Annotated in this window: 17 protein-coding genes; 7 read left to right on the top strand and 10 right to left on the bottom strand. The window is 66.9% G+C overall.

What is annotated here, in order from left to right:
* Positions 1-62: 62 nt before the first annotated feature.
* Genes GWK50_RS17405 through GWK50_RS17395 form a run of 3 tightly spaced genes read right to left on the bottom strand, consistent with a single transcriptional unit; the run spans position 63 to position 4480 of the window.
* Positions 63-1754, bottom strand: coding sequence for a thiamine pyrophosphate-binding protein (locus tag GWK50_RS17405; RefSeq protein ID WP_162017605.1), 1692 nt, complete (start codon positions 1752-1754; stop codon positions 63-65).
* The gene (locus GWK50_RS17400) at positions 1744-2940 is read right to left on the bottom strand and encodes an FAD-binding oxidoreductase (protein WP_162017604.1); all 1197 of its coding nucleotides are present in this window, start codon (positions 2938-2940) and stop codon (positions 1744-1746) included. Before GWK50_RS17400 ends, GWK50_RS17405 begins: the two co-directional genes overlap by 11 nt.
* Positions 2941-2944: 4 nt before the next feature.
* The gene (locus tag GWK50_RS17395) at positions 2945-4480 is read right to left on the bottom strand and encodes an aldehyde dehydrogenase family protein (protein WP_162017603.1); all 1536 of its coding nucleotides are present in this window, start codon (positions 4478-4480) and stop codon (positions 2945-2947) included.
* Positions 4481-4646: 166 nt separating this feature from the next.
* Between GWK50_RS17395 and GWK50_RS17390 the strand changes: the two genes are divergently transcribed.
* Positions 4647-5549 (top strand): LysR substrate-binding domain-containing protein, encoded by a 903-nt coding sequence (locus tag GWK50_RS17390; protein WP_162017602.1) that lies wholly within the window; start codon positions 4647-4649, stop codon positions 5547-5549.
* On the opposite strand, the gene GWK50_RS17385 is transcribed toward GWK50_RS17390, so the two are convergent.
* From GWK50_RS17385 to GWK50_RS17370, 4 genes are all read right to left on the bottom strand, one after another.
* The gene (locus GWK50_RS17385) at positions 5525-7012 is read right to left on the bottom strand and encodes an FAD-linked oxidase C-terminal domain-containing protein (protein ID WP_162017601.1); all 1488 of its coding nucleotides are present in this window, start codon (positions 7010-7012) and stop codon (positions 5525-5527) included. The two genes, GWK50_RS17390 and GWK50_RS17385, sit on opposite strands and share 25 nt — an antisense overlap.
* A 142-nt stretch (positions 7013-7154) precedes the next feature.
* A complete protein-coding gene (locus GWK50_RS17380) occupies positions 7155-8069 on the bottom strand; it encodes a LysR substrate-binding domain-containing protein (RefSeq protein WP_162017600.1) in 915 nt (304 codons plus the stop codon).
* Between the two features lie 23 nt (positions 8070-8092).
* On the bottom strand, positions 8093-8944 hold the full coding sequence (purU, locus tag GWK50_RS17375; protein WP_162017599.1) for a formyltetrahydrofolate deformylase: 852 nt from the start codon (positions 8942-8944) through the stop codon (positions 8093-8095).
* 79 nt (positions 8945-9023) lie between these two features.
* Positions 9024-9863 (bottom strand): ChaN family lipoprotein, encoded by an 840-nt coding sequence (locus tag GWK50_RS17370; protein ID WP_162017598.1) that lies wholly within the window; start codon positions 9861-9863, stop codon positions 9024-9026.
* Positions 9864-10175: 312 nt separating this feature from the next.
* Here GWK50_RS17370 and GWK50_RS17365 point away from each other — a divergent pair, with 312 nt between their 5' ends.
* From GWK50_RS17365 to GWK50_RS17355, 3 genes are read left to right on the top strand one after another with little or no spacing between them, the layout of a single operon-like run.
* Positions 10176-12623: an adenosylcobalamin-dependent ribonucleoside-diphosphate reductase gene (locus GWK50_RS17365; RefSeq protein WP_162017597.1), complete on the top strand. Its 2448-nt coding sequence runs from the start codon at positions 10176-10178 to the stop codon at positions 12621-12623.
* Positions 12574-13920 carry an NnrS family protein gene (locus GWK50_RS17360; RefSeq protein WP_242455425.1) on the top strand — a complete coding sequence of 449 codons (1347 nt, stop codon included), beginning with the start codon at positions 12574-12576 and terminating at the stop codon, positions 13918-13920. The genes GWK50_RS17365 and GWK50_RS17360 overlap by 50 nt, the downstream gene beginning before the upstream one ends.
* A 10-nt stretch (positions 13921-13930) precedes the next feature.
* Positions 13931-14554 carry a nitroreductase family protein gene (locus tag GWK50_RS17355; protein ID WP_162017596.1) on the top strand — a complete coding sequence of 208 codons (624 nt, stop codon included), beginning with the start codon at positions 13931-13933 and terminating at the stop codon, positions 14552-14554.
* 125 nt (positions 14555-14679) lie between these two features.
* Here GWK50_RS17355 and GWK50_RS17350 read toward each other — a convergent pair whose 3' ends face one another.
* Both GWK50_RS17350 and GWK50_RS17345 read right to left on the bottom strand, forming a co-directional pair.
* The gene (locus GWK50_RS17350) at positions 14680-14973 is read right to left on the bottom strand and encodes a DUF3567 domain-containing protein (RefSeq protein WP_162017595.1); all 294 of its coding nucleotides are present in this window, start codon (positions 14971-14973) and stop codon (positions 14680-14682) included.
* 123 nt (positions 14974-15096) lie between these two features.
* Positions 15097-16251 carry a DUF3108 domain-containing protein gene (locus GWK50_RS17345; RefSeq protein WP_347339542.1) on the bottom strand — a complete coding sequence of 385 codons (1155 nt, stop codon included), beginning with the start codon at positions 16249-16251 and terminating at the stop codon, positions 15097-15099.
* Positions 16252-16335: 84 nt separating this feature from the next.
* On the opposite strand from GWK50_RS17345, the gene GWK50_RS17340 reads away from it, so the two are divergent.
* The 3 genes from GWK50_RS17340 (at position 16336) to ggpS (ending at position 21064) form a co-directional block, all read left to right on the top strand.
* Positions 16336-17349 (top strand): fumarylacetoacetate hydrolase family protein, encoded by a 1014-nt coding sequence (locus tag GWK50_RS17340; RefSeq protein ID WP_162017594.1) that lies wholly within the window; start codon positions 16336-16338, stop codon positions 17347-17349.
* A gap of 238 nt (positions 17350-17587) precedes the next feature.
* Entirely contained in the window at positions 17588-18679 is a 1092-nt protein-coding gene (locus tag GWK50_RS17335) for a mechanosensitive ion channel family protein (protein ID WP_162017593.1), read from the top strand.
* A 114-nt stretch (positions 18680-18793) separates the two neighbouring features.
* Entirely contained in the window at positions 18794-21064 is a 2271-nt protein-coding gene (gene ggpS, locus GWK50_RS17330; RefSeq protein WP_197905032.1) for a glucosylglycerol-phosphate synthase, read from the top strand.
* 29 nt (positions 21065-21093) lie between these two features.
* Here the strand turns inward: ggpS and GWK50_RS17325 are convergent, their stop codons facing one another.
* Positions 21094-23157: a molybdopterin oxidoreductase family protein gene (locus tag GWK50_RS17325; protein ID WP_162017592.1), complete on the bottom strand. Its 2064-nt coding sequence runs from the start codon at positions 23155-23157 to the stop codon at positions 21094-21096.
* Positions 23158-23175: the final 18 nt, after the last annotated feature.

Raw genomic sequence — 23175 nt, 5'->3', positions numbered from 1 at the left:
CAGCGCCCAATAAATAAGCGCAAATAGCTATCAAAAAGATAGCAATCTGAGCTTGCCGAGTTTCAGCTTCCCCGTATCTGGCTCAACGACCTGGTGGGCGTGATCGCCTCGGGGTCGATGAGGCAGTGCAGCAGCACGGGCAGGCGCGTGGCCTGGGCCTGTGCGCGCAGGCGCTCCAGCGCCGGGGCGAAATCTTCGGTGCGTTCTACGCGTTCGCCGTGGCCTCCGAAAGCGCGGGCGTAGGCGGCGAAATCGGGGTTCTGCAATGCCGTGCCGCTGACGCGGCGCGGGTACTCGCGCTCCTGGTGCATGCGGATGGTGCCGTACATGCCGTTGTCCAGCAGCACCACGATGATCGGCAGCCGGTACTGCACGGCCGTGGCGAACTCCTGGCCGTGCATGAGGAAGTCGCCGTCGCCCGCGAACACCACCACCGTGCGCTCGGGCCACAGGCGCTGCGCGCCCACGCCGGCGGGCAGGCCGTAGCCCATGCTGCCGCTGGTGGGCGCGAGCTGCGTGCCGAACTGGCGGAACGGCCAGAAGCGGTGCACCCAGGTGGCGAAGTTGCCCGCGCCGTTGCAGAACACCGTGTCTTGCGGCAGCGCCGCGCGCAGGTGCTGCATCACCGCGCCCATCTGCAGGTCGCCGGGGATGCGGATCGGCGCCGGGTCGCTCCAGGCCTGGTAGGCGGCATGGGCTTCCTGCACGGCCTGCTGGCGCTCCAGGCTGGGCGCTTGCGCGGCCTGCGTGGGCAGGGCGGCACAGAAGGCCGTGGGCGTGGCGTTGACGGGAAGCTGCGCCTGGTACACGCGGCCCAGTTCATCCGGGTCGGGGTGCACATGCACCAGCGGGATTTGCGGCGTGGGGATGTCGAGCAGGGTGTAGCCCTGCGAGGGCACCTCGGACAGGCGCCCGCCCACGAGCAGCAGCAGGTCGGCCGCGCGGATGCGCGCGAGCAGGGCGGGGTTCACGCCCAGGCCCAGGTCGCCCGCGTAGCAGGGGTGCTGGTGGTCGAACAGCATCTGGCGCCGGAACGAGCAGGCCACGGGCAGGGTGTGGGAGGCGGCGAAGTCCTGGAAGCGTGCCACGGCCTCGGCATCCCAGCGGCTGCCGCCGACGATGGCCATGGGGCGCTTGGCCTGGCGCAGCAGCTCCAGCACGCGCGCCATCTGCGCCGGTGCGGGCGCGGTCGCTATGGGCTGGAGCGCGCGCGCGTCGGAAACTTCGGTGCGCTCGACCAGCATGTCCTCGGGCAGCGCCACCACCACCGGGCCGGGGCGCCCGCTGCAGGCCACGCTGAAGGCGCGCGCCACGATCTCGGGCAGGCGGCGCGCATCGTCCACCTCGGTGGCCCACTTGGCCAGCGGGCCGAAGGCGGCGCGGTAGTCCACTTCCTGGAAGGCCTCGCGTCCGCGCGCGCCGCGCTCGATCTGGCCGACGAACAGCACCAGGGGCGTGGAGTCCTGCATGGCGATGTGCACGCCCGCCGCCGCATTGGTGGCGCCGGGGCCGCGCGTGACGAAGCACACGCCGGGCCGCCCGGTGAGCTTGCCGTGCGCCTCGGCCATCATGGCTGCGCCGCCTTCCTGGCGGCAGACGGTCAGTGCGATGGGCGCGTCGTGCAATGCGTCGAGCACGGCGAGGTAGCTTTCGCCGGGCACGCAGAAGATGTGCTGCACGCCGTGCAGCACGAGCTGGTCCACGAGGATCTGGCCGCCGGTGCGGGGAAGGGAGGGGCTGGTTTCAGATGACATTGCGTTCGAGCAGGGGGCGGTTGTCGAGGATGCGCTGGAAGGCCAGGGGCTCCAGATCCAGCGTTTGCCAGCGGCCAGTGAGGATGAGCTCGGCCAGGCCGCGCCCGATGGCCGGGCACTGCTGCAGGCCATGGCCCGAAAAGCCGTTGGCGAAGTACAGGTTGTCGCAGGCCGGGTGCAGGCCCAGGATGGCGTTGTGGTCGAACGCATTCATCTCGTAGTAGCCCGCCCAGGTGCTGCGCAAGCGCAGCGCCTCGAAGGCTGGGATGCGCTCGGCCAAGGTGGGCCAGACATGGTCCTCGAAAGCGGCGTGGTCCGGGTCCAACGGTGCATTGTCGGGGTCTTCGTCTTCGGGTGGGGCATAGCCCGCGATGAAGCCGGTGCCCTCGGGCCGCAGCCAGATGCCCGAGGGGTCGATGAGCAGCGGGCAGCCGGGCAGCGCCTCGGGGCAGGTGAAGTGGAACACCGTGCGCCGTTTTCCAAACACCGGCAGGTCAATGCCCAGCCACTGCGCCACCGGGCGCGCCCAGGGACCGGCGGCATTGACCACGGCGCTGCATGCCAGGCGTTCGCCGTTGGCCAGGTGCAGCGCGCGGATGTGCTGCACGCCGCCGCTGGCCTGCGCGTCCACGCCCACGGCCTCGGCCTGCACATAGCGCGCGCCCTGGGCCTGGGCCTTGCGGCGCAGGGCCTGCAGCAGGCTGTAGCCGTCGAACCAGCCCTCGGCTGACAGGCCCAGCGAACCGAGCGAGACGCCGTCCGTGGAGAGCCAGGGGAAGCGCTCGCGCAGCGCATCGGGTGTGAGCAAGGCCACGTCGGCGCCCATACCGCGTTGTACGGCGTGGTTGTCGCGCAGCACGGCCTCGCCCGCTGGGCTGGCCAGGTACAGGTAGCCCGCTTCGACCAGACCGATGTCCGGGCGCTCGCCGCCCACCTGCAGGCGCGCGCCGATGTCGCGCAGGAACCCGATGCCGAACTGCGAAATGGCGATGTTGATCGGGCTGGAGAACTGCTGCCGGATCGAGCTGGCCGACAGCGCCGACGAAGCCTGGGCATAGCTCGGGTCGCGCTCGACCACGACGACGGGCTGTTGCAGTGCCATCTGCGTCAGGTAATAGGCAATGGCGCTGCCAATGGCGCCGCCGCCGATGATGGCGATCGGCGCGCCCTGGGGGTTGGCGATCATGGGGTCAGACGTCGAAGCGCACGCCTTGCGCCAATGGGAGAGCGTCGCTGTAGTTGATGGTGTTGGTCGCGCGGCGCATGTAGCCCTTCCAGGCGTCCGAGCCCGATTCGCGGCCACCGCCGGTTTCCTTTTCGCCACCGAAGGCCCCGCCGATCTCGGCGCCCGAGGTGCCGATGTTCACGTTGGCAATGCCGCAGTCGCTGCCCGTGCTGGAGAGGAAGCGCTCGGCCTCGCGCAGGTCGGTGGTGAAGATGGCGGACGACAGGCCCTGCGGCACGCCGTTCTGCAAGGCGATGGCTTCGTCCAGGCTGGTGCAGGTCAGCACATAGAGGATGGGCGCGAAGGTCTCGTGCTGCACCACGGCGCTTTGTGCCGGCATGCGCACCAGGGCCGGGCGGGCGTACCAGGCGTCCTCGCCCAGGGCCTGGCATTCGCGCTCGCCGCCCTGCACGGTGCCGCCCTGTTCACGCGCCTGTGCCAGGGCGCTCTGCATCTGCTCGAACGATGCGCGGTCCACCAGCGGACCGACGAGCACTCCGTCCTCCAGCGGGTCGCCCACGCGCACGCTGGCGTAGATCTTTTCCAGGCGCGCCAGCAGCGGTGCGGCCACGTCGCGGTGCACGATGAGGCGGCGCAGCGTGGTGCAGCGCTGGCCCGCCGTGCCCACGGCGGCGAAGGTGATGGCGCGCGCGGCCAGCTCCAGGTCGGCGCTGGGCATCACCACCATGGCGTTGTTGCCGCCCAGCTCCAGGATGCTGCGGCCGAAGCGCTGTGCCACGTCCACCGCCACGGCGCGGCCCATGCGCGTGCTGCCCGTGGCGCTGACCACGGGCACGCGTGGCGAGCGCGCGAGCAGTTCACCCAGTTCGCGTTCGCCCAGCAGCAGCTGGCTCAGGCCCTCCGGGGCGCAGCCGGCGTGGTCGGCATTGAATTCGGCCAGGGCCTGCAGCATCAGGTGCTGGCTGGCGATGGCCGCGAGCGAGGTCTTTTCCGAGGGCTTCCAGACCACGGCGTTGCCGCACACCAGGGCCAGCGCCGTGTTCCAGGCCCACACGGCCACCGGGAAGTTGAAGGCCGAGATCACGCCCACGACCCCCATGGGGTGCCAGGTTTCCATCATGCGGTGGCCCGGGCGCTCGCTGGCGATGGTCAGGCCATGGAGCTGGCGCGACAGGCCCACGGCGAAGTCGCAGATGTCGATCATCTCCTGCACCTCGCCCAGCCCTTCGGAACGGATCTTGCCCGCCTCCAGCGACACCAGCAGGCCCAGGGCCTCCTTGTGCTGGCGCAGCTTCTGGCCCAGGCGGCGCACCAGTTCGCCGCGCACGGGCGCGGGCGTGGCGCGCCACTGCAGGAAGGCGGCGTGCGCGCTGTCGATCATGGCCTGGGCCTGCGCGCTGTCGTGGCGGGCCAGGCGGGCGTAGACCACGCCGTCGCGCGGGGCGCGCACGGCGATGTCCTGGCCCTTCCAGGGGGCCAGGTCGAGGCCCAGTTGCTGCAGAACGGTGTCGAAACGGTCGGTGGAGGAGGGTGCGGTCATGGAGAGCTTGGTGGGAATGCGGGGTGGAATCGGCCCCGGCCAGGCCCGGCGGGTGCCGGGGCCACGGCGAGGCGGTTGCGCCATGGTAATTGCGCTCCATGCATTGAACAACTGCTTAATCTGTCAGAATTGTTGAGTTTTATGAACAATGCGGGGCGATTGAACCATGCGGAAAGACATTCCCAGCCTGGGCGTGCTCCAGGCTTTCGAGGCCTCGGCGCGCTTGCAGAGCTTTTCGCGTGCGGCCGAGGAACTGGCCCTCACGCCCAGCGCCGTCAGCCGCCACGTGGCCGCGCTCGAAGACCGCCTGGGCGTCACCCTGTTCGTGCGTGCACGCCAGCGCCTGGCGCTGACGGACACCGGGCGCAGCTATGCCGCGCGCATCCGCCTGCACCTGGAGCAGATCGAGCGCGACACGCAGGAAATCCGCGTGGGCCGCGAAGAAGGCTATGTGCTGCACCTGGCGGTGGTGTCCACCTTCTGCACGCAGTGGCTCATTCCGCGCCTGCCGCAGTTTGCGGCGCTGCACCCGCGCATCACGCTCAACCTGTCGGTGCGCTCTGAGCCCTTTGCCTTTGACGAAAGCGGCTTTGACGCGGCCATTTACTACGGCGACCGGCTCTGGAGCGACACCCAGGGCTGCATGGTGGTGCCCGAGGGGCCTTGCGTGCCCGTGTGCAGCCCGCAGTACGCCGCCACCCACGCGCTGCACGACGAAGCTGCCTGGCTGCACTGCCCGCACCTCACGCTGGCCTCGCGCGCCAACGCCTGGCGTGACTGGTACGCCGCGCGCGGCTGGCACTACACGCTGCACGCCTCGCGCGGGCCGCGCCACGAGCTGTTTTCCATGGTCATGGCAGCGGCAGTCGCCGGTCTGGGCGTGGGCCTGGTGCCGCTGTTGCTGGCGCAGGAGGCCATCGATGCCGGGCGCTTGGTGCAGGCGCACCCGCAGGAACTGCCCGGCACGCAGGGCTATTGGTTTGTGCAGCCGCAGCACCGTCCGGGCTCGGACGCACTGCAGGCGCTGCGCGACTGGCTGGAGACTCAGGCCCGGCTGAGCGCGCCCTGAACCGCCTTCATCATGCCCATGTCCCCGCAGCGGTTGGGCGTGGGAATGACCTTGCCGGGGTTGAGCAGGCCCTGTGGGTCGAAGGCGCGCTTGAGACCTTCCATCTGCTGCAGCTCCGCGTCGGTGAACTGTTCGCGCATGCTGGCGAGCTTTTCCACGCCCACGCCGTGCTCGCCGGTGATGGCACCGCCGAAGGCCACGCTGGTTTTCATGATGTCGGCGCCGAACTGCTCGGCGCGGTGCAGCTGGTCGGCGTCGTTGGCATCGAACAAAATCAGCGGGTGCAGGTTGCCGTCGCCCGCATGGAACACGTTGCAGCAGCGCAGGCCGTATTTCTTCTCCATGTCCTGGATGGCCAGCAGGATGTCGGCCAGGCGCTTGCGCGGGATGGTCGAGTCCATGCACATGTAGTCGGGGCTGATGCGGCCGCTGGCGGGGAAAGCGTTCTTGCGCCCGCTCCAGAAGCGCATGCGCTCGGCCTCGCTCTGGCTCACGGCCAGGGCGGTGGCGCCGGCGCTCTGCAGCACGGCGCTCATGCGGCCGATTTCCTCTTCCACCTCTTCGGGTGTGCCGTCGCTTTCGCACAGCAGGATGGCCTCGGCCGTGAGGTCGTAGCCCGCGTGCACATAGTCTTCCACGGCGGCGGTCATGGGCTTGTCCATCATCTCCAGCCCGGCGGGGATGATGCCCGCGGCAATCACCGCAGCCACGGCGTCGCCCGCCTTGCGCACGCTGTCGAAGCTGGCCATGATGCAGCGCGCCAGTTGGGGCTTGGGCACGAGCTTGACGGTGACCTCGATGGCCACGGCCAGCATGCCCTCGCTGCCGATCACGGCGGCCAGCAGGTCGTAGCCGGGCGCGTCGAGCGCCTCGCTGCCAAAGGTGACTTCCTCGCCCTCGGCGGTGAAGCCACGCACGCGCATCACGTTGTGCACCGTCAGGCCGTATTTCAGGCAGTGCACGCCGCCCGAGTTTTCGGCAATGTTGCCGCCGATGGTGCAGGCGATCTGGCTGCTCGGGTCGGGCGCGTAATACAGGCCGTACGGCGCGGCTGCCTCGCTGATGGCCAGGTTGCGCACGCCGCACTGCACGCGCGCGGTGCGGCTGGCGGGGTCGATCGCCAGGATGCGGTTGAAGCGTGCCAGCGACAGGATGACCCCCATGGCATGCGGCATGGCCCCACCCGACAGGCCTGTGCCGGTGCCGCGTGCCACCACGGGCACGCCCAGGCGGTGGCAGGTGCGCAAGACGGCCTGCACCTGGGCCTCGGTCTCGGGCAGGCACACCGCCAATGGGCGCTGGCGGTAGGCCGTGAGGCCGTCGCATTCGTAGGGGGTGGTGTCCTCGGTGTGCCACAACAGGGCCTGCGCGGGCAGCACCTGCAGCAAGGCTTGCACCACCTGGTCCTGGCGGGCGGCGCGCTCCTGGGGGCTGGGGGCAGCGGTGGGAAGGGGGGCGTTCATGGGCGCCACTGTAGTCCCATCGGCGCCGCACTGCATGGATGCTTTTTGCAGGGTGCCGTGAAACGCCTGCAAGCAGCGGTAGTTTGCTATCAAAATAATAGCTATCAGCGCTTGCTGGATAGGCGCTGAAGGCTTATTTTGCTTAGAAAATCGTCTTGTGCAGCCATTCGGCAAAGGCGGCGCATTCCCAGCGGTCCATGGCACCGGTGCGCCAGCACAGGTAGTGGGCGTGTGGGCTGGGGGCGTCCAGGTCGTACAGGCGCACCAAGGTGCCGTTCTCGATCCAGGGGGCGCCCAGCTTCAGGCGCACCAGCGCCACGCCCATGCTGGCGGCGGCGGCGTCGCACATCAGGCCCACGTCGTTGAACTGCGAGCCGGTGCTGGGTTCGGGCCAGTCCAGCCCGGCGGCGGCAAACCAGGTGCGCCAGGGTTCCAGCGGGCTGCGCAGCAGGGTGGCGGGGTCCAGGTCCTCGGGGCGCTCGAAAGGGCCGTGCTCGCGCAGCCAGGCGGGTGAGGCCAGGGGGGTGACCACGTCGCGCGCAATTTCGGTGTGCTCCACATCGGCGTAGCGCCCGGTGCCAAAGCGCACCATCAGGTCGGCGTCCTCGGCCACGACGTCCAGCAGCGGGATGGAGATCTGCAGCGTCAGGTCGATCTCGGGGTACACCTCGGTGAACTGGCGCAGGCGCGGAATCAGCACCACGCGCGCAAAGGTGGGCGTGACGGCAATGCGCAGGCGCCGCTTGCCCGGTGTGCTGGAGACGCCTGGAAAGCGCTGCAGCGCGCTCAAACCTTCGCGCACATGGGCCAGGTAGGCGATGCCGTCGGTGGTGAGCGAAAAGTCGGCGCGGCCAAAGAGCTGCGTGCCCAGCATCTGCTCCAGCTGCTTGACGCGGTGGCTCACGGCGCTGGGCGTGACGCACAGCTCATCGGCCGTGAGCGTCACGCTGCGCAGCCGCGCCAGGGCCTCGAAGGTCAGCAGGCACTGGATGGGCGGGATGCGCCGCGCCAGCGTGCTGCCAAGGGCCGGGGAGGGCGGGGGCGCTGCGGTGGCCATGGGCGTGCCTTGGCGGGGGCTGCTCAGCGGAACACCACCGTGCGGTGGCCGTTGAGCAGCACGCGGTGCTCGCTGTGCCACTTAACGGCGCGGGCCAGCACCAGGCTCTCGGTGTCGCGGCCACGGGCTGTGAGGTCTTCCACCGTGTCGGTGTGGTCGGCGCGGGCCACGTCCTGCTCGATGATGGGGCCTTCGTCCAGGTCCGCCGTCACGTAGTGCGCCGTGGCGCCGATGAGCTTCACGCCCCGGTCATGCGCCTGGTAGTAGGGCTTGGCGCCCTTGAAGCTGGGCAGGAAGCTGTGGTGGATGTTGATGGCGCGCCCGGAGAGCTTGCGGCACAGGTCGTCCGACAGGATCTGCATGTAGCGCGCCAGCACCACCAGCTCGGCGCCCTCCTGCTGGATGATGTCGAACTGCCGCGCCTCGGCCTGGGCCTTGGTGGCCGCCGTGACCGGGATGTGGTGGAAGGGCACGTTGTAGCTGGCCGCCAGCTGGTAGAAGTCGCGGTGGTTGCTCACGATGGCGCGGATGTCCACCGGCAGCAGGCCCGACTTCCAGCGGAACAGCAGGTCGTTGAGGCAGTGGCCCTCCTTGCTGACCAGGATGACGGTCTTCATGGGCTCTGCCGTGGCGTGCAGGCGCCAGTGCATCTGGAAGGGCTCGGCGAATGTCGCCAGCCGCTCGCGCAGCGTGGCGTGGTCGTGCTGGCTGCAGGCAAACTGCACGCGCATGAAGAACAGACCCGTGTCGTGGTCGTTGAACTGTGCGGCTTCTTCGATGTTGCCGCCATGCTCCAGCAAGAAACCGGAAACGGCGTGCACCAGCCCCAGGCGGTCGGGGCAGGAGAGGGTCAGGATGTAGGCGGGAGCATTCATAGGGGGTGCATTTTCGCAGGCCCGGCGGGTATGCCGGAATCCGGCCGTCCAGGCACGGCCCAGGTGTGCTCGCACCCCTTCAGCGGGCGGGCTTGTCCTGCCAGCGCTGGCGCAGCTTGTCGCAGGCGTCATCGGGAGGGAGCGCCGGGGTGGCATGCCACCAGTCTGCTTCTGATTTGATAGCTGAATCCGCTTTTCCGGCGTGCGCTATGGCCACTTTGATGTTGAGGCTTTGGGGCAGGTGTGCGGGCACGCCCAGGCTGCGTTTGACATGCGCTGCCCCTGCCACGAGCAGCACCACCTGGCCGGTGCGCCGTGCGGCGCTGGCGGTCTGGGCCATGGACTGGTCGCGTGCCACCTGGATGCGGGCCATGCCGGGCACGCGGGACTCGGGCAGCAGGCCGCAGTGCCCGTCGCGCACGGCCTGGCGCTGGTGCTCCAGGGCGGCGGGGCCCAGCAGCGCTTCGAGGCTGGTGTCGGTCTGCGCGGTGCGCAGCTGGGGCCGGGGCAGGTTGCCGCCCAGCACCGGTACGCCCGCGCGCACCGCCGCCATGGCCACGGGGCCGTAGTTTTGCCACGGCCAGAGCGCCTCGCTCCAGCCCAGTGCGGTCTGCACCTCGGCCTCGCTGGCCTGCGGCGCCAGGCCCTGGGTGCTGCGGCCTGCTTCGGCCATCTCCATCACCAGCGCCGCCAGCAGCCCGCGCTGGGCCAGCCATTGCACCGTCTGGCGCTGCATGTCCTGGTGCTGGGGGGCGTCGTGGCGTTCGCCCAGCAGCAGTATTTCGGTGGGCAGCAGGCGCTCCAGGGCCTGGGGCCAGGTCGGCACCTCGCTGCGGTGTGGGGTCAGTGCGCAGCCGCCCAGGATCATCAGGGTGGTCAGCAGCGCCGCTGCCCGTGGAAGTCCAGATGCTTTCGACATGCCGTGATGCTACGACGGCCGCATGGTGGGCGAGCGGCAATGTCCCCATTCCTGGTCCGCCCGGAGGGCTGCACGGGCTTGTCCCAGGGCGCGCGCACGTGCCGATGCCGATGAAACAAAATATTACAATTGGCCAAATCCAGACATGGTGCGGCTTGCCGGGCCAGCGCCGGAAAAACCCGCAAAACGGGGCGAGCGCAACTCGCTAAACTGCCACCCTGCCGCCGCCCGCATCTGTGGGCGGCATCGCTTTCCCGGGCCGCGTGGCCGCAGGGAATGCCCTTCCTAAGCACCACCAACGGAACCCACACCATGAAGCGAGAAAACCTGGGCCGCGCACAGGATGTGACGGCCACGCAGCCCATCAGCCTTGATGTGCTGAAGGAAAAATACCTCAAGGCGGGTGAAACCAGTGCCGAGGATCTGTTCAGGCGCGTGGCGCGCGCCCTGGCATCGGTCGAAAAACCGGCCGACCAGGAAAAATACGAAGCCCTGTTCCTGGCCAACCTGCATGCTGGCGCCATCGGCGCGGGCCGCATCATGAGTGCCGCAGGCACCGACATCCAGGCCACGCTGATCAACTGCTTTGTCCAGCCCGTGGGCGACTGCATCCAGGGCGTGGACGACGAGGGTTTCCCTGGTATCTACGAAGCCCTGCGCGAGGCCGCCGAAACCATGCGCCGCGGTGGCGGCGTGGGCTATGACTTCTCGCGCATCCGCCCGCGCGGCGCCGAGGTCAAGGGCACGCACTCCATGGCCTCGGGCCCGTGCAGCTACATCAACGTGTTTGACCAATCCTGCTCCACCGTCGAGAGCGCCGGCGCCCGCCGGGGTGCGCAGATGGGCGTGCTGCGCATCGATCACCCGGACGTGCACGACTTCATCACCGCCAAGCGCACCCCCGGCCGCTGGAACAACTTCAACGTGTCGGTGGGCGTGAGCGACGCCTTCATCCAGGCCGTGCTGGACGACCAGCCCTGGGAACTGGTGCACCGCGCCAAGCCGGGTGCCACCGTGATGGAGCAAGGCGCCTACCAGCGCGACGACGGCCTGTGGGTGTACCAGTGCCTGCCCGCGCGCGAGCTGTGGGACACCATCATGAAGTCCACCTACGACTTCGCCGAGCCGGGCATCCTGTTCCTGGACCACATCAACCGCGACAACAACCTCAACTACTGCGAAACCATTTCGGCCACCAACCCGTGTGGCGAGCAACCGCTGCCGTCCTATGGCTGCTGCGACCTGGGGCCCATCATCCTCACGCGTTTCGTGCGCAACCCCTTTGGTTTTGATGGCGTGCCGGTGTTTGATTTCGAGGCCTTCGCCAAGTCGGTGGCCATCCAGGTGCGCGCGCTGGACAACGTGCTCGACGTCACCTTCTGGCCCCTGGCCCAACAGGACGCCGAGGCCAAGGCCAAGCGCCGCATCGGTGTGGGCTTCACCGGCATGGGCAACACCCTGGCCATGATGTGCCTGCGCTACGACAGCGCCGACGGCCGCGCCATGGCCAAGCGGATTGCCGAGAGCATGCGCGATGCGGCGTACTCCGCATCGGTCGAGCTGGCGCGCGAGAAGGGGCCGTTCCCCAAGTTCGACGCCGACGGCTACCTCAAGGAAGGCACTTTCGCCAGCCGACTGCCTGCCGACATCAAGAAGAAGATCCGCGCGCATGGCATCCGCAACAGCCACCTGCTGTCCATCGCGCCCACGGGCACGGTCAGCCTGGCCTTTGCCGACAACGCCTCCAACGGCATCGAGCCGCCGTTCTCCTGGATGTACAAGCGCCGCAAGCGCGAGGCCGACGGCAGCATGGCCGAGTACGCCGTGGAAGACCATTCCTGGCGCCTGTACCGCGAGCTGGGCGGCGACGTGGAAAAGCTGCCCGAGTACTTTGTCTCGGCGCTCGAAATGACTGCCCAGGACCACATCGCCATGATGGAGGTGGTGCAACCCTATGTGGACACGGCCATCTCCAAGACCGTGAACATCCCAGCCGACTACCCCTACGACGACTTCAAGGGCCTGTACCTGCAGGCCTGGCGCGCACGCCTCAAGGGCCTGGCCACCTACCGGCCCAACAACATCCTGGGTGCCGTGCTGGAGACCCACGCCTCCGCGCCTGCGCCCGCCCAAAGCGAAGCGGCAGCGCCGGAGTCCGCCCCGGTGGACCCCATGCGCACCGTGATCGAAAGCCGCCCCAGCGGTGCCCTGTCGGCTGTGGCCGAGAAGGTCGAGTACTGGACGCAGGAAGGCCAGAAGCGCCTGTACCTCATCGTCTCCTTCCTGCCGGTGCCCAATGCCGAGGGCACGGGCACGGTGGACCGCGCCATCGAGTTCTTCATGCCCGTGGGCCAGAGCGGCGAGTCGCAGCAGTGGGTCACCTCCAGCATGCGTCTGCTGTCGCTGGCGGCACGTGGCGGCTTCCTGGAGCGCGCCCTGTCGGACATGCGCAAGGTCGCCTGGGACCGTGGCCCGGTGCGCCTGGGCACCTACCAGAAGAGCGACGGCACCCATGTGCCCAAGTGGCACGACTCCGAAGTCGCAGCCATCGCCTACGCCATCCAGAACATCCTGGCCCGCCGCGCGCGCCAGCAGCACAGTGCCATCGAGCAGGACAGCGGTAACGCCACGGCAGCCCAGGGCAACCAGATGCCGGTGCTCGCCGGCAAAAAATGCCCCGAGTGCGGTGCGCACGCCATGATCCGCAAGGATGGCTGCGACCTCTGCACCCAGTGCGGGCACATGGGAAGCTGTGGGTGACAAGGAGCGCCTCCTCCAGCCCCTGCGGCCGGTAGGCGGCAAACCGACCCCCGAGGCGCTGGCGCGGCAAGACCGCCGCTGGCGCCCGCGTTACCTGATGTTGGCACCGCACCGGCTGGGATTCTTCCTGGCCATGGTGTTGCTCATCGCCTCTGGCGCCTGGTGGGCGCTGGTGCAGGCCGCGCAGGCCGGTCTGGTGCCTCCCCTGCCTGCGGCGCTGCCGCCCTCGCTGGTGCATGCGGCCGTCATGGTGTACGGCTTCATGCCCCTGTTTTTTGCGGGCTTCCTGTTCACCGCCGCGCCCAAATGGCTGCGCGTGGAGCCGCTGCCCCTTGCCGCGTTGCGCCCCGCGCTGCTGCTGCAGGCCCTGGGCTGGCTGTTGTGGCTCGCTGGTGCCTTGGCCAGCTCTGCCCTGGCCCTGAGTGGCGTGCTGCTGGCGGCCGCGGGCTTGGCCTGGATGGCGGCCCGGTTCTGGCGCATGGTGCGGTGCAGCCGTGAGCCGGACCAACTGCACCCACGCGCCGTGGGCTTGGCGCTGACCTGGGGCGTGCTGTGCCTGCTGGGGCTGCTGGCGGCGGCTACGGGGCAGGCCTGGGATGTGGCACGCACCTGCGTGCTGTCCGCGCTGTGGGGCTGCATGGTGGTGGTGTTTGTCACGGCGGCGCACCGCATGGTTCCGTTTTTCACCTCGCACGCCATGCCTTTCATCGAAGGCCGCTACGCCTTCTGGTTGCTGTGGCTGATGTGGGGCGCTGCCGTGTGCGAGGTGCTGGCCTTGTGGTGGGCACCGCAAGGGCTTGGCGCCTGGGGGTTCGCCGCGTGGCAACTCGGGGCAGGCGGCGCGCTGCTGTGGATTGCGCGCCTCTGGAGCCTGACCCAGAGCCTGCGCAACCGCATGATGGCCATGCTGCACATCGGTTTTTTGTGGCTGGGCGTGGCCCTGGTGCTGGCCGGACTGGCACGCGGCCTGGCTTTGATCGAAGGCATGCCCGCACTGGGCCTGGGCGCGCTGCATGCGCTCACCATGGGTTGCCTGGGCTCGCTGATGCTGGCCATGGTCACGCGCGTGTCCTGCGGGCACAGCGGCCGCGCCCAAGTGGCCGATAGCGTGGCCTGGTCGCTGTTCTGGCTGCTGCAACTGGCGACGCTGCTGCGCATTGCGGCCAGCGTGCCAGGGCGCCTGTCCACGGCGCTGCTGCTGGGCGCCGCGCTGCTGTGGGCTGCGGTGGTGGCTGTGTGGGGCGTGCGCCTGGGTTCCTGGTATGGGCGTTTGCGGCCCGATGGGCGACCGGGCTGACAATTCACCCATGGACTCCACTTCCCCTTGCGACATGGCCGCAGCGGCCGCAACGTTGATGCAGGCGCGCCAGACGGTGTTGCCCAAGCGCCTGGGTGCGCCGGGGCCGGACGAAGCGCAGTTGCTGGCCATCGTGGGCGCGGCCGCGCATGCGCCGGACCACGGGCAACTGCTGCCCTGGCGTTTGGTGCGCGTGCTGCCTGCGCAGCGCCCGCTGCTGGCCGATGCCTTTGCCGCCGCACTGCACGAGCGCGACCCGCAGGCGGGTGCCGAGTTGCTGGAGCAGGCGCGCGAGAAGGCCTACCGGGCGCCCGAGCTGTGGGTGCTGGTGGTCGATGGCGCCAAGGGCGATGCCGATATCGGCCTGCACGAGCGCATCCTCAGCGCGGGTTGCGCCGTGCAGAATGTGCTGCTCATGGCCACGGCGCTGGGTTTTGGCTCGGCGCTCACCAGCGGCAAGGCACTGCAATCGGCCGCCCTGCGCGCCCTGCTGGGCCTGGGGCCGCAAGAGCATGCGCTGTGCTGTGTGAGCCTGGGCACGGTGCTGGCACGCAAAGGCGCGCGGGTGCGCCCGCAGCCCGCAGACTATTGGCAAGACCTGGCACCCCAGCCCGGCCCGCGCCACGACACCTGACCGAAAGAACCCCGCAATGGCCGCACAGCGCATCCTTTGCGGAGGCGGGCGGATGGACAGACTTGATTGCTATTAAATTAGTAGCTGCTAGCGCCCATGGAATGGGCGCTGAGGCCTCAAAAAGCTCAATGCACCACCACCGGGTTCTGCGCCAGCCCAGTGTAGCGGTCGAGGATGTCTTCGACCTCTTCCTGGGTCGGCGCCTCGCGCTGCCAGGCCTGGATCTGTTGCTGGAACATCTCGGCCCAGGACCCATCGAGATAAACCTCCTTGCCGCTGCGCTTGTCCACGATCTCGAAGCCGTGGCGCACGAGCTGGGGCTCGGGGGGCGTGGTGTCGTTGCTCGCCGGGGCGGACAGGCCCGCGTCGGCCAGCATGTGGACCACCACGAAGGAATCCGAATCGTAGAGCATGTGCATGTAATTTCTCCCTGATTGGCGTTCCCGGATGAGATGGCTGTGCAGCCCCCAAAGTTCAAGAGGCTGCGCTGCCAGTATTCCACGAACTGCGTCCCTGTGCACGCCACCGGCGCGCCGGTGGGGCTATGGCGCCTGGTGCGCCCGCAGGTTGAGTTCGGCAAAGTCGCCGTTGGTCTGGGTGATGCGGATGCGCACGGGCAGGTAGTCCAGCTCCGGGGCCAGCCAGACCTGGGCCTTCTGGTCGTAGTCGCGCACCGGCAGGCGCTCCAGCGCCACGGCACGCACCGGGCCCAGCGGCAGGTCCAGCGTTTCCGTGTCCCCAATGGTGAAGGTCCACAGATCGGCGGCACGCGAGCTCACCGTGGGCACCTGGATGCGCGTGCCCGCAGGGTAGGCCTGTGGCGCGGCGGCCAGCATGGCGCTGAGTTGCAGGAAGACGCTGAGCCGGTCCTGCGCGCCCGGCGCAATGCGTGCTGCCGGGTTGTTGGCGCTGAAGGTTACCTGGCCCTGGGCAAAGTCGAAATGCGCCGCCTTTTCGCTGCGCGAGCGGTCGCCAAAGCGCCGGGGCTGCAGGCCCAGCGGGGTGATCTCACCCACACTGGTCTGCGCGCGCGAACCCAGGAACAGCACGCGGATTTCCTGCCGCGCCTGGTACTGCTGGCCGTCGTGCTGCCAGACCAGCTCGGCGCTGGCGCTGTACTGCAGGCGCTTGGCCTGGCCCCGCACCTCAAAGTCCAGCCGCGCCGGGGGCGGGAGGCGCACCGGCACCTGCGGCGCGCCTGCACCGTCGGGCGCTCCCCCAGGGGCCAACACGGCAATGCCGGGTGGGGGTGCGGGTGTGTGGCTGTCCGATGCCGCGGCCAGCGGGGTGGGCGCAGGCGGCACTTCGGGGGCAGAAGCCACAGTTTCCACCGCCTGGGGCAAGGGCTTCGATGCGGTGTCGTCCGGCGCACTGGCCGTGGGGGCGGGTGCCGTCGCCACATCCACCGCGGGTGGAGGATCGGACAGACCTGTTTCCGTCGGTGGGGGTGCCGTCTTGCTGGGGCGTGGCTTGCGCTGCGCCGCAGGGCGTGGTTGGGCGGGGGCTGGGGCGGCAGGGGGCGCGGCCGTGGCTGCCACCGCCGCAGGCGCGGCAGGCACCACCGTGCGCGTATGGAACACCACCGGCGCGGGACTGACCGCCGCAGGCAGCCCCGAATGCGCCGCCAGCCCCAGCACCAGCGCGTGCAGGCCCAGGACGGCAGCGGTCAGCAAGAGCAGGGCACGGCGCGGAATCATGGAACCCCCGAGCGTACCTCACACGGCCATCTCCCCGGTGCGGCTGCAATAGAATCGCCCGCGCTTCACCCTCTACACCGCACCATGAAACTCGCCACCCTCAAGGACGGCTCCCGCGACGGCCAGTTGGTGGTTGTTTCGCGCGACCTGGGCAGTGCCCACTACGCCACCGGCATTGCCCACCGCCTGCAGCAGGTGCTGGACGACTGGGGCTACCTCTCGCCCCAGTTGCAGGACCTGTACGACAGCCTCAATGCCGGTCGGGCGCGCCACGCTTTCCCCTTCGACCCCCAGCACTGCCTGGCACCGCTGCCGCGCGCCTACCAGTGCCTGCAGGCATCGGCCTACCCGCACCATGCCCAGCTGGCGCAGGAGGCGGGCGCTGCCAGCGTTCAGGGCGCCAGCACGCAGGAGCCGCTGCTGGAGCAACTGGCCAGCGATGCGTTGCAAGGGCCCTGCGAGGACATCGTGGTTGAGAGTGCCGCCATGGACATCGACGCCGCTGCCGCACTGGCCGTGGTGACCGGCGACGTGGCGCGCGCCAGCACGGCCGAGCAGGCGCTGGAGGGCGTGCGCCTGCTGATGCTGGCCAGCGCCGTGGTGCTGCGTGGCCCGCAAGCGCTGGAGCGCGAGCGCGGCCAGGGCCCGCTGCTCAGCCGCCCGGCCACAGCCTTCAGCCCGGTGGCCGTCACGCCGGACGAACTGGGCACCGCCTGGGCGCAGGGCCGCGTGCACCTGACGGTGCAAACCGCCCTCAACGGCCGCAAGCTGGGCCTGTGCGAGGCCGGGCCGGACATGGGCTTTCACTTCGGCCAGCTCATCGCCCAGGCCTGCCGCACACGCGCACTGCGTGCGGGCAGCATCGTGCTGGCAGGCCCTGTCAGCAACCCGCCCGTGCAGGATGCCCAGGGCCGCCGCGACTGGCCCCGCGGCGTGGGCTGTCTGGCAGAAAAGCGCTGGATCGAAACCCTGCAGGGCGCCAAGACCCTGAGCCCCTGGCTGCAATCGGGCGACACCCTGCGCATCGACATGAAGGGCCGCGACGGGCTGAGCCTGTGCGGCGCGATCGAGCAAACGGTGGTGCCTGACGGGTTGTAGCCAAGGCCGCTACGGGACTGCCGGTCTGTTGCGGTACACTTTTCTGCACATCGCAAGGCCTGTCAGCTGTACTTGCGCGGAGGTTTCCGCAGATGCTGACAGCGTCTCTTCTATTTCCCCATCGCAGGCTCTGCCGACCTGAGCGTCGCAGCAATCGCATGCGTTGATGCGGACTGAATCCCGGATCGCGCAACGACCGACTTCCACTGTCGGCGGGTCTGCTCGACACGAGGATCCCATGAACACACTTCAGCTGGTTATTGCAGACAACAACATGCAGGATTGGGTGTTCGCCCTGTTGGCTGCCACCGCAGCCATGTTCACGGTGATGCTGGTTCGCAGCATTGCCTTGAATCGCCTCGAACATGCGGCAAATGCCACAGACAACCAGATCGATGATTTTCTGGTCGAGGTATTGCGTTCCACGCGGATTTTTCTGGCACTGGGTGTTGCCATCTACGTCGCGGTGCACTTATTGGTGCTGCCTCAAAGCGTCAAGGAGCTGGCAGATCGCGCCTTTATTGGGTTGTTGATCCTGCAGTCTGGATTCTGGGCAAGCCGGGGTCTGGACTTCTTTTTGCGCCAGCGACTTGCCACCGATGAGGTATCGAGCAGGGCTGCAAGAGCCACCACCCGCCCCATATTGGCATTCATTGGACGAGTGGTTCTGTGGGCATTGATCGGGCTGCTGCTGCTCGACAACATGGGGCTCAACGTCACTGCATTGGTGGCCAGCATGGGTATTGGTGGCATTGCGGTGGCTTTGGCGGTTCAGAACATCCTTGGCGATCTGTTTGCGTCACTCTCCATCGCTATCGATCAGCCATTTGTGGTTGGTGATTTTGTCATTGTTGACGACTTGATGGGCACGATTGAGCATGTGGGGCTCAAAACCACCCGTGTGCGCAGTCTGGGCGGTGAGCAGATCATCTTTTCCAACAATGACCTGCTGAAAAGCCGAATCAGAAACTACAAGCGAATGCAGGAGCGGCGTGTTGTGTTTTCCGTGGGTGTCACGTATGACACCCCCCACGACCGTCTGGAAAAAATACCCGGGATGATTGCAGAGGCCATCGGATCGCAGGGTTCCACCCGTTTTGATCGTGCGCATCTCAAGGGATTTGGGCCATCGTCCCTGGATTACGAAGCGGTTTACTACGTGCTGGATCCGGACTTCAATCTTTACATGGATATCCAGCAGGCAATCAATCTGTCCCTGGTGCGCTCCTTCCGGGAGTCTGGCGTCGAATTTGCATTTCCTACACACACACTGCATCTGGCAACAGCAGTGCCTTCTTTGCTGCAAAAAACCGTTCCGAGTGTTGGCTGAAATCAACCGTCGAAGGCATGGAGGCGGGCCCACCAGTGCCATCCATGAGTGTGAAATACATCGCCTAGTGTGTCTCGTTTTTTGGAATTTCTTGCGGAGGTCAGGATGAATCACATGTGCTCTACCCATGAATTGATATTGGCGACGGATCTGGATGGCACTTTTTTGCCGCCAGAAGGTGGTGGAGGTGCTTCAGAACTTTACAAATTGATCCGCAACAATTTCGAAAAGATACTGTTGATTTTTGTGACCGGACGGGCCTATGAAAGTATTTTGTCCCTGTTGGACGATCCTCTGATTCCTGTGCCGGATTACATCATTGCGGATGTGGGAGGCACCATATTGAAGCGACAGGAAGATACTTATGCTCCAGTGATGCCGCTGCAGCAGGAAATTGCTGAAAAGTGGCCAGGCCATGACGTCATCTGGAGTCGAGTCGCTTCTATCGGGGGATTGCAGCGGCAGGAAGTCCCGCAAGAGCGGCGCTGCTCTTTCTACTATGAGGACCCCTCGATTCTTCCTGCCGTGCATGAAGTTGGACGCTCGATCGGTCTGGATGTACTCACGTCGGCGGGAAAATACCTCGATTTTCTGCCGCCAGGAGTGTCTAAAGGCGACAGCCTGCGGCGATTGCTGGAGGTCGAAGGCCTGTCGCCGGACAATGTGTTGGTGGCGGGCGACACACTCAACGACCTGTCTCTCATGAAGACGGGCTACAAAGGCGTGATTGTGAGTAATGCCGAAACCGGGCTCACCCAGGCTGTGGTTTCGCACCATGCATCGTTGCCGGTTTTCCGTGCCAGCCAGCCGGGTCCGGGTGGCATCCTGGAGGCCATTCGACACCATGGATTCAAACTGGAAACCGCCCCTCCTCTCGAAGGCAACCCAAGGGCCGAGGGTACTGCGGAATTGGTGATTGTTTACCACCGCCAACCCTTCGATGAAGTCCGGCAAGACGGTGGGCATGTCCTGCGCCGACTTCCCCGCAGCCCGAATGGAATCCTGCCCACGTTGTTGGGTTTTTTTGCCGAGGGTAAAAAAGGGGCGTGGGTCGCATGGTCTCAGCAGGACAGCAGAACCCCTGAGGATTTCGAGGTGGATGTCTATGTTGACGTGCTCAAATATCCCCACTTGGTTGCGTCACGGGTGGCGCTTACCGAGGAAGATATCAATATTTTTTACAAGCAGTTTTCCAAGGAAGCTTTCTGGCCGATCATATTTTCCTTTCCGGAGAGAGCCTCATTTATCGAAGCACACTGGGTGCGGTTTTGCGAGGTAAACAGACTTTTTGCGGAAAGAACGGCAGCGGTTGCGGCCGAAGGCGCCACGGTCTGGATACACGATTACAACTTGTGGATGATGCCTGCGTATCTGCGGGAACTCCGACCGGATTTGAAAATTGCATTTTTCCACCATACGGCATTCCCCAGCGCCGACATTTTCAATATTCTTCCTTGGAAGGGGCAAATAGTGTCGAGCCTGCTGAAGTGTGACTATGTGGGTTTCCATATACCGCGCTATGTGGAAAATTTCATCGACGTTGTCCGCTCCAATGTTCCTACGCAGATACTGGAGCGAGAGTGTTGTGCACCGACCTATCTTTCCTACGGATGTGCGCTGGGGGTCGAGGAAATCACACGCGCCATTCAAACTCCGCAGGGCGTCCTGCGGGTTGGGGCGCATCCGGTAGGAATCGACAATGAGAAAGTCAGGAAAATCGTCAAATCAACGGAGAGTCAGGCCTTGGTGGGCAACTTGCTTGCCGAAACAAAGGGCAGGCGGGTGATTCTTTCGGTAGAGCGCCTGGACTACGTCAAGGGACCTATTGAAAAAATGCTGGCTTTTGAAAAATTGCTGGACATGCACCCTCAATGGCATGGCAAGGTCGTGATGCTCAATATCGTTACACCGGCAGCGCCAGGCATGGAAATCTATGAAAAGACCAGAGAGCAACTGGACCAAGTGGTGGGTAGAATCAATGGCCGCTTTTCCAGCATGGACTGGACGCCAGTGCGGTACTTCTACCGCTCCTTCCCCTTTGAAGAACTGGTCTCGTTCTATGTGGCTGCAGATGTCGCCTGGATCACCCCCCTGCGCGACGGACTGAACTTGGTCTGCAAAGAGTACATTTCGGCAAAATCAGCCTCCGATACATTGGGGGTTCTGGTGTTGTCCGAGTTTGCGGGCGCAGCCGTGGAACTCAAGGGCGCGGTGCTGACGAACCCCTACGATGAGGCAAGCATGATTCAAAGCCTGCACAACGCACTGAGTCTGGACGGGCAGGAGGCCGCTTTTCGTATGCAGGCGCTGGCACAACGCGTCTTGGACTATGACGTGAATGTGTGGGGCTCCGATTTCCTGAACCTCCGGCATCCCGATGGTTGAACAAGGGTGATTCTTGGTAGATGCCCTCCTTACGGGGCAGGGCACAAGGAAACCTCCACCAGGCAGTCATAAAACGTCGGCCCGCGCCCCAGGTCGGTCAGCGCCTGGCTGGTGAGCTGGTTCACATTGGTGCCGTCCATGCCGAGCTTGCGCCACCAGATACCCAGGCCATTGACCACGCCGGGCCGTGCACGTTCGCTCACATGGGCGTGGCAGCGGTAGCTGCCGCGGCCGTTGAACACGCGCACCACGCTGCCGTCCTGGATGCCGCGCGCGGCCGCGTCGTGCGGGTGGATCTCCAGCAGCGGGCGGCCCTCGATGTCGCGCAGGCTTTTCACGTTGACGAAGGTGGAGTTGAGGAAGTTGCGCGCCGGCGGCGAGATCATGGCCAGCGGGTACTGTGCAGAGGTGCCCGCCGCCTCGTGGTTGGGCACATGGTCGGGCAGGCCGTCCAGGCCTTGCGCGGCCAGGCGCTCGCTGAAGAACTCGCACTTGCCTGAGGGGGTGGGAAAGCCCCCCTCGGCAAACGGCGCCTCCGGCCCTCCGAGCGGCGCGAAGCCCTGTTCCAGCAGCAGGTTGAAGTCCACCTTGGTGCCATAGGCCTGGCGGCAGAGCTGCTCGTCGCTGTCCTGGAAGCAGGGCTCGGTGAAGCCCATGCGCGCTGCCAGGTCGCGGAAGATCCGCGCGTTGCTGCGTGCCTGGCCCTGGGGGGCAATCGCCGGGCGGTTCAGCAGCACGTCGGTGTGGCCGTAGGCCAGGTGCACGTCCCAGTGCTCCAGCTGCGTGGTGGCGGGCAGGAGATAGTCGGCGTAGTCGGCGGTGTCGGTCTGGAAATGTTCCAGCACCACGGTAAACAGGTCCTCGCGCGCGAAGCCCTGCACCACCTTGCCCGATTCGGGCGCCACGGCCACGGGGTTGCTGTTGTAAACCACCAGGGCCTCGATCTGCGGGCCGAAGGCGGGCGAGGATTCGCGCAACAGGTCGTCGCCAATCGTCACCATGTTGATGGTGCGCGGGCTGCGGCCTGCCAGCAGGTCGGGGCGCTGCAGTGCGGTGCGGTCCACCGGGAAGCTGCCCGAGCTGGACAGCAGCACGCCGCCCGCGCGGTGCCGCCAGGCCCCCGTGAGCGCGGGCAGGCAGGCCACGGCGCGCACCGCGTTGGCGCCGCCATGCACGCGCTGCATGCCGTAGTTCAGACGGATGGCGGCGGGCTGCGTGGTGCCATAGTCGCGCGCGAGCTGGCGGATCTGCTCCACCGGCAGGCCGCACACCTGCGCGGCGCGCTCCGGCGGCCATTGCAGGGCACGCTCGCGCAGTTTTTCCCAGCCCACGGTGTGGCGCGCGATGTAGTCGTGGTCGAGCCAGCCGTGGGCGATGAGCTCGTGCATCAGCGCCAGTGCCAGCGCCGCGTCGGTGCCGGGCAGGAGCTGGATGTGCTCGTGGCATTTTTCGGCGGTTTCGCTCTTGCGCGGGTCGATGCACACCAGTTTGGCGCCGTCGCGCTTGGCCTGTTGCGCGATGCGCCAGAAATGCAGGTTGCTGCCAATCGAGTTGCTGCCCCAGATGAGGATGAGCTTGGATTCGGCAAAGAACTCTACCTTCATGCCCACCTTGCCGCCCAGCGTGTGCACCAGGCCCTCGCCGCCTGCCGTGGCGCAGATGGTGCGGTCCAGGAACGAGGCGCCCAGGCGGTGGAAGAAGCGCCGGTCCATGCTCTCGCCCTGCACCAGGCCCATGGTGCCGGCGTAGCTGTAGGGCAGGACGGCCTGGGGGTCGCGCGCGGCGATCGCGCCCAGGCGCGCGGCGATGTCGGCCAGGGCCTCGTCCCAGGTGACGGGCGTGAACTGGCCGCTGCCCTTGGGGCCGCTGCGCTTCATGGGCGTGAGGATGCGCTCGGGGTGGTGCGTGCGCTCGGCGTAGCGCGAGACCTTGGTGCACAGCACGCCGCCGGTGTGCGGGTGGTCGGGGTTGCCCTGCACGCGCACGGCGCGGCCGTTCTCCACGGTGGTCAGCAGGGCGCAGGTGTCGGGGCAGTCGTGCGGGCAGGCGCCGCGCACGACGGTGGACAGGGGCAGGGGGGCGGCAAGGCTCATGCCTGCCATGGTAATAAA

The sequence above is a fragment of the Acidovorax sp. 210-6 genome (assembly GCF_010020825.1).
GTDB classification, from domain to species: domain Bacteria; phylum Pseudomonadota; class Gammaproteobacteria; order Burkholderiales; family Burkholderiaceae_C; genus Simplicispira; species Simplicispira sedimenti.
Note: the sequence above shows the minus strand (reverse complement) of the source record. Positions and strands in the feature narration are given on the sequence as shown.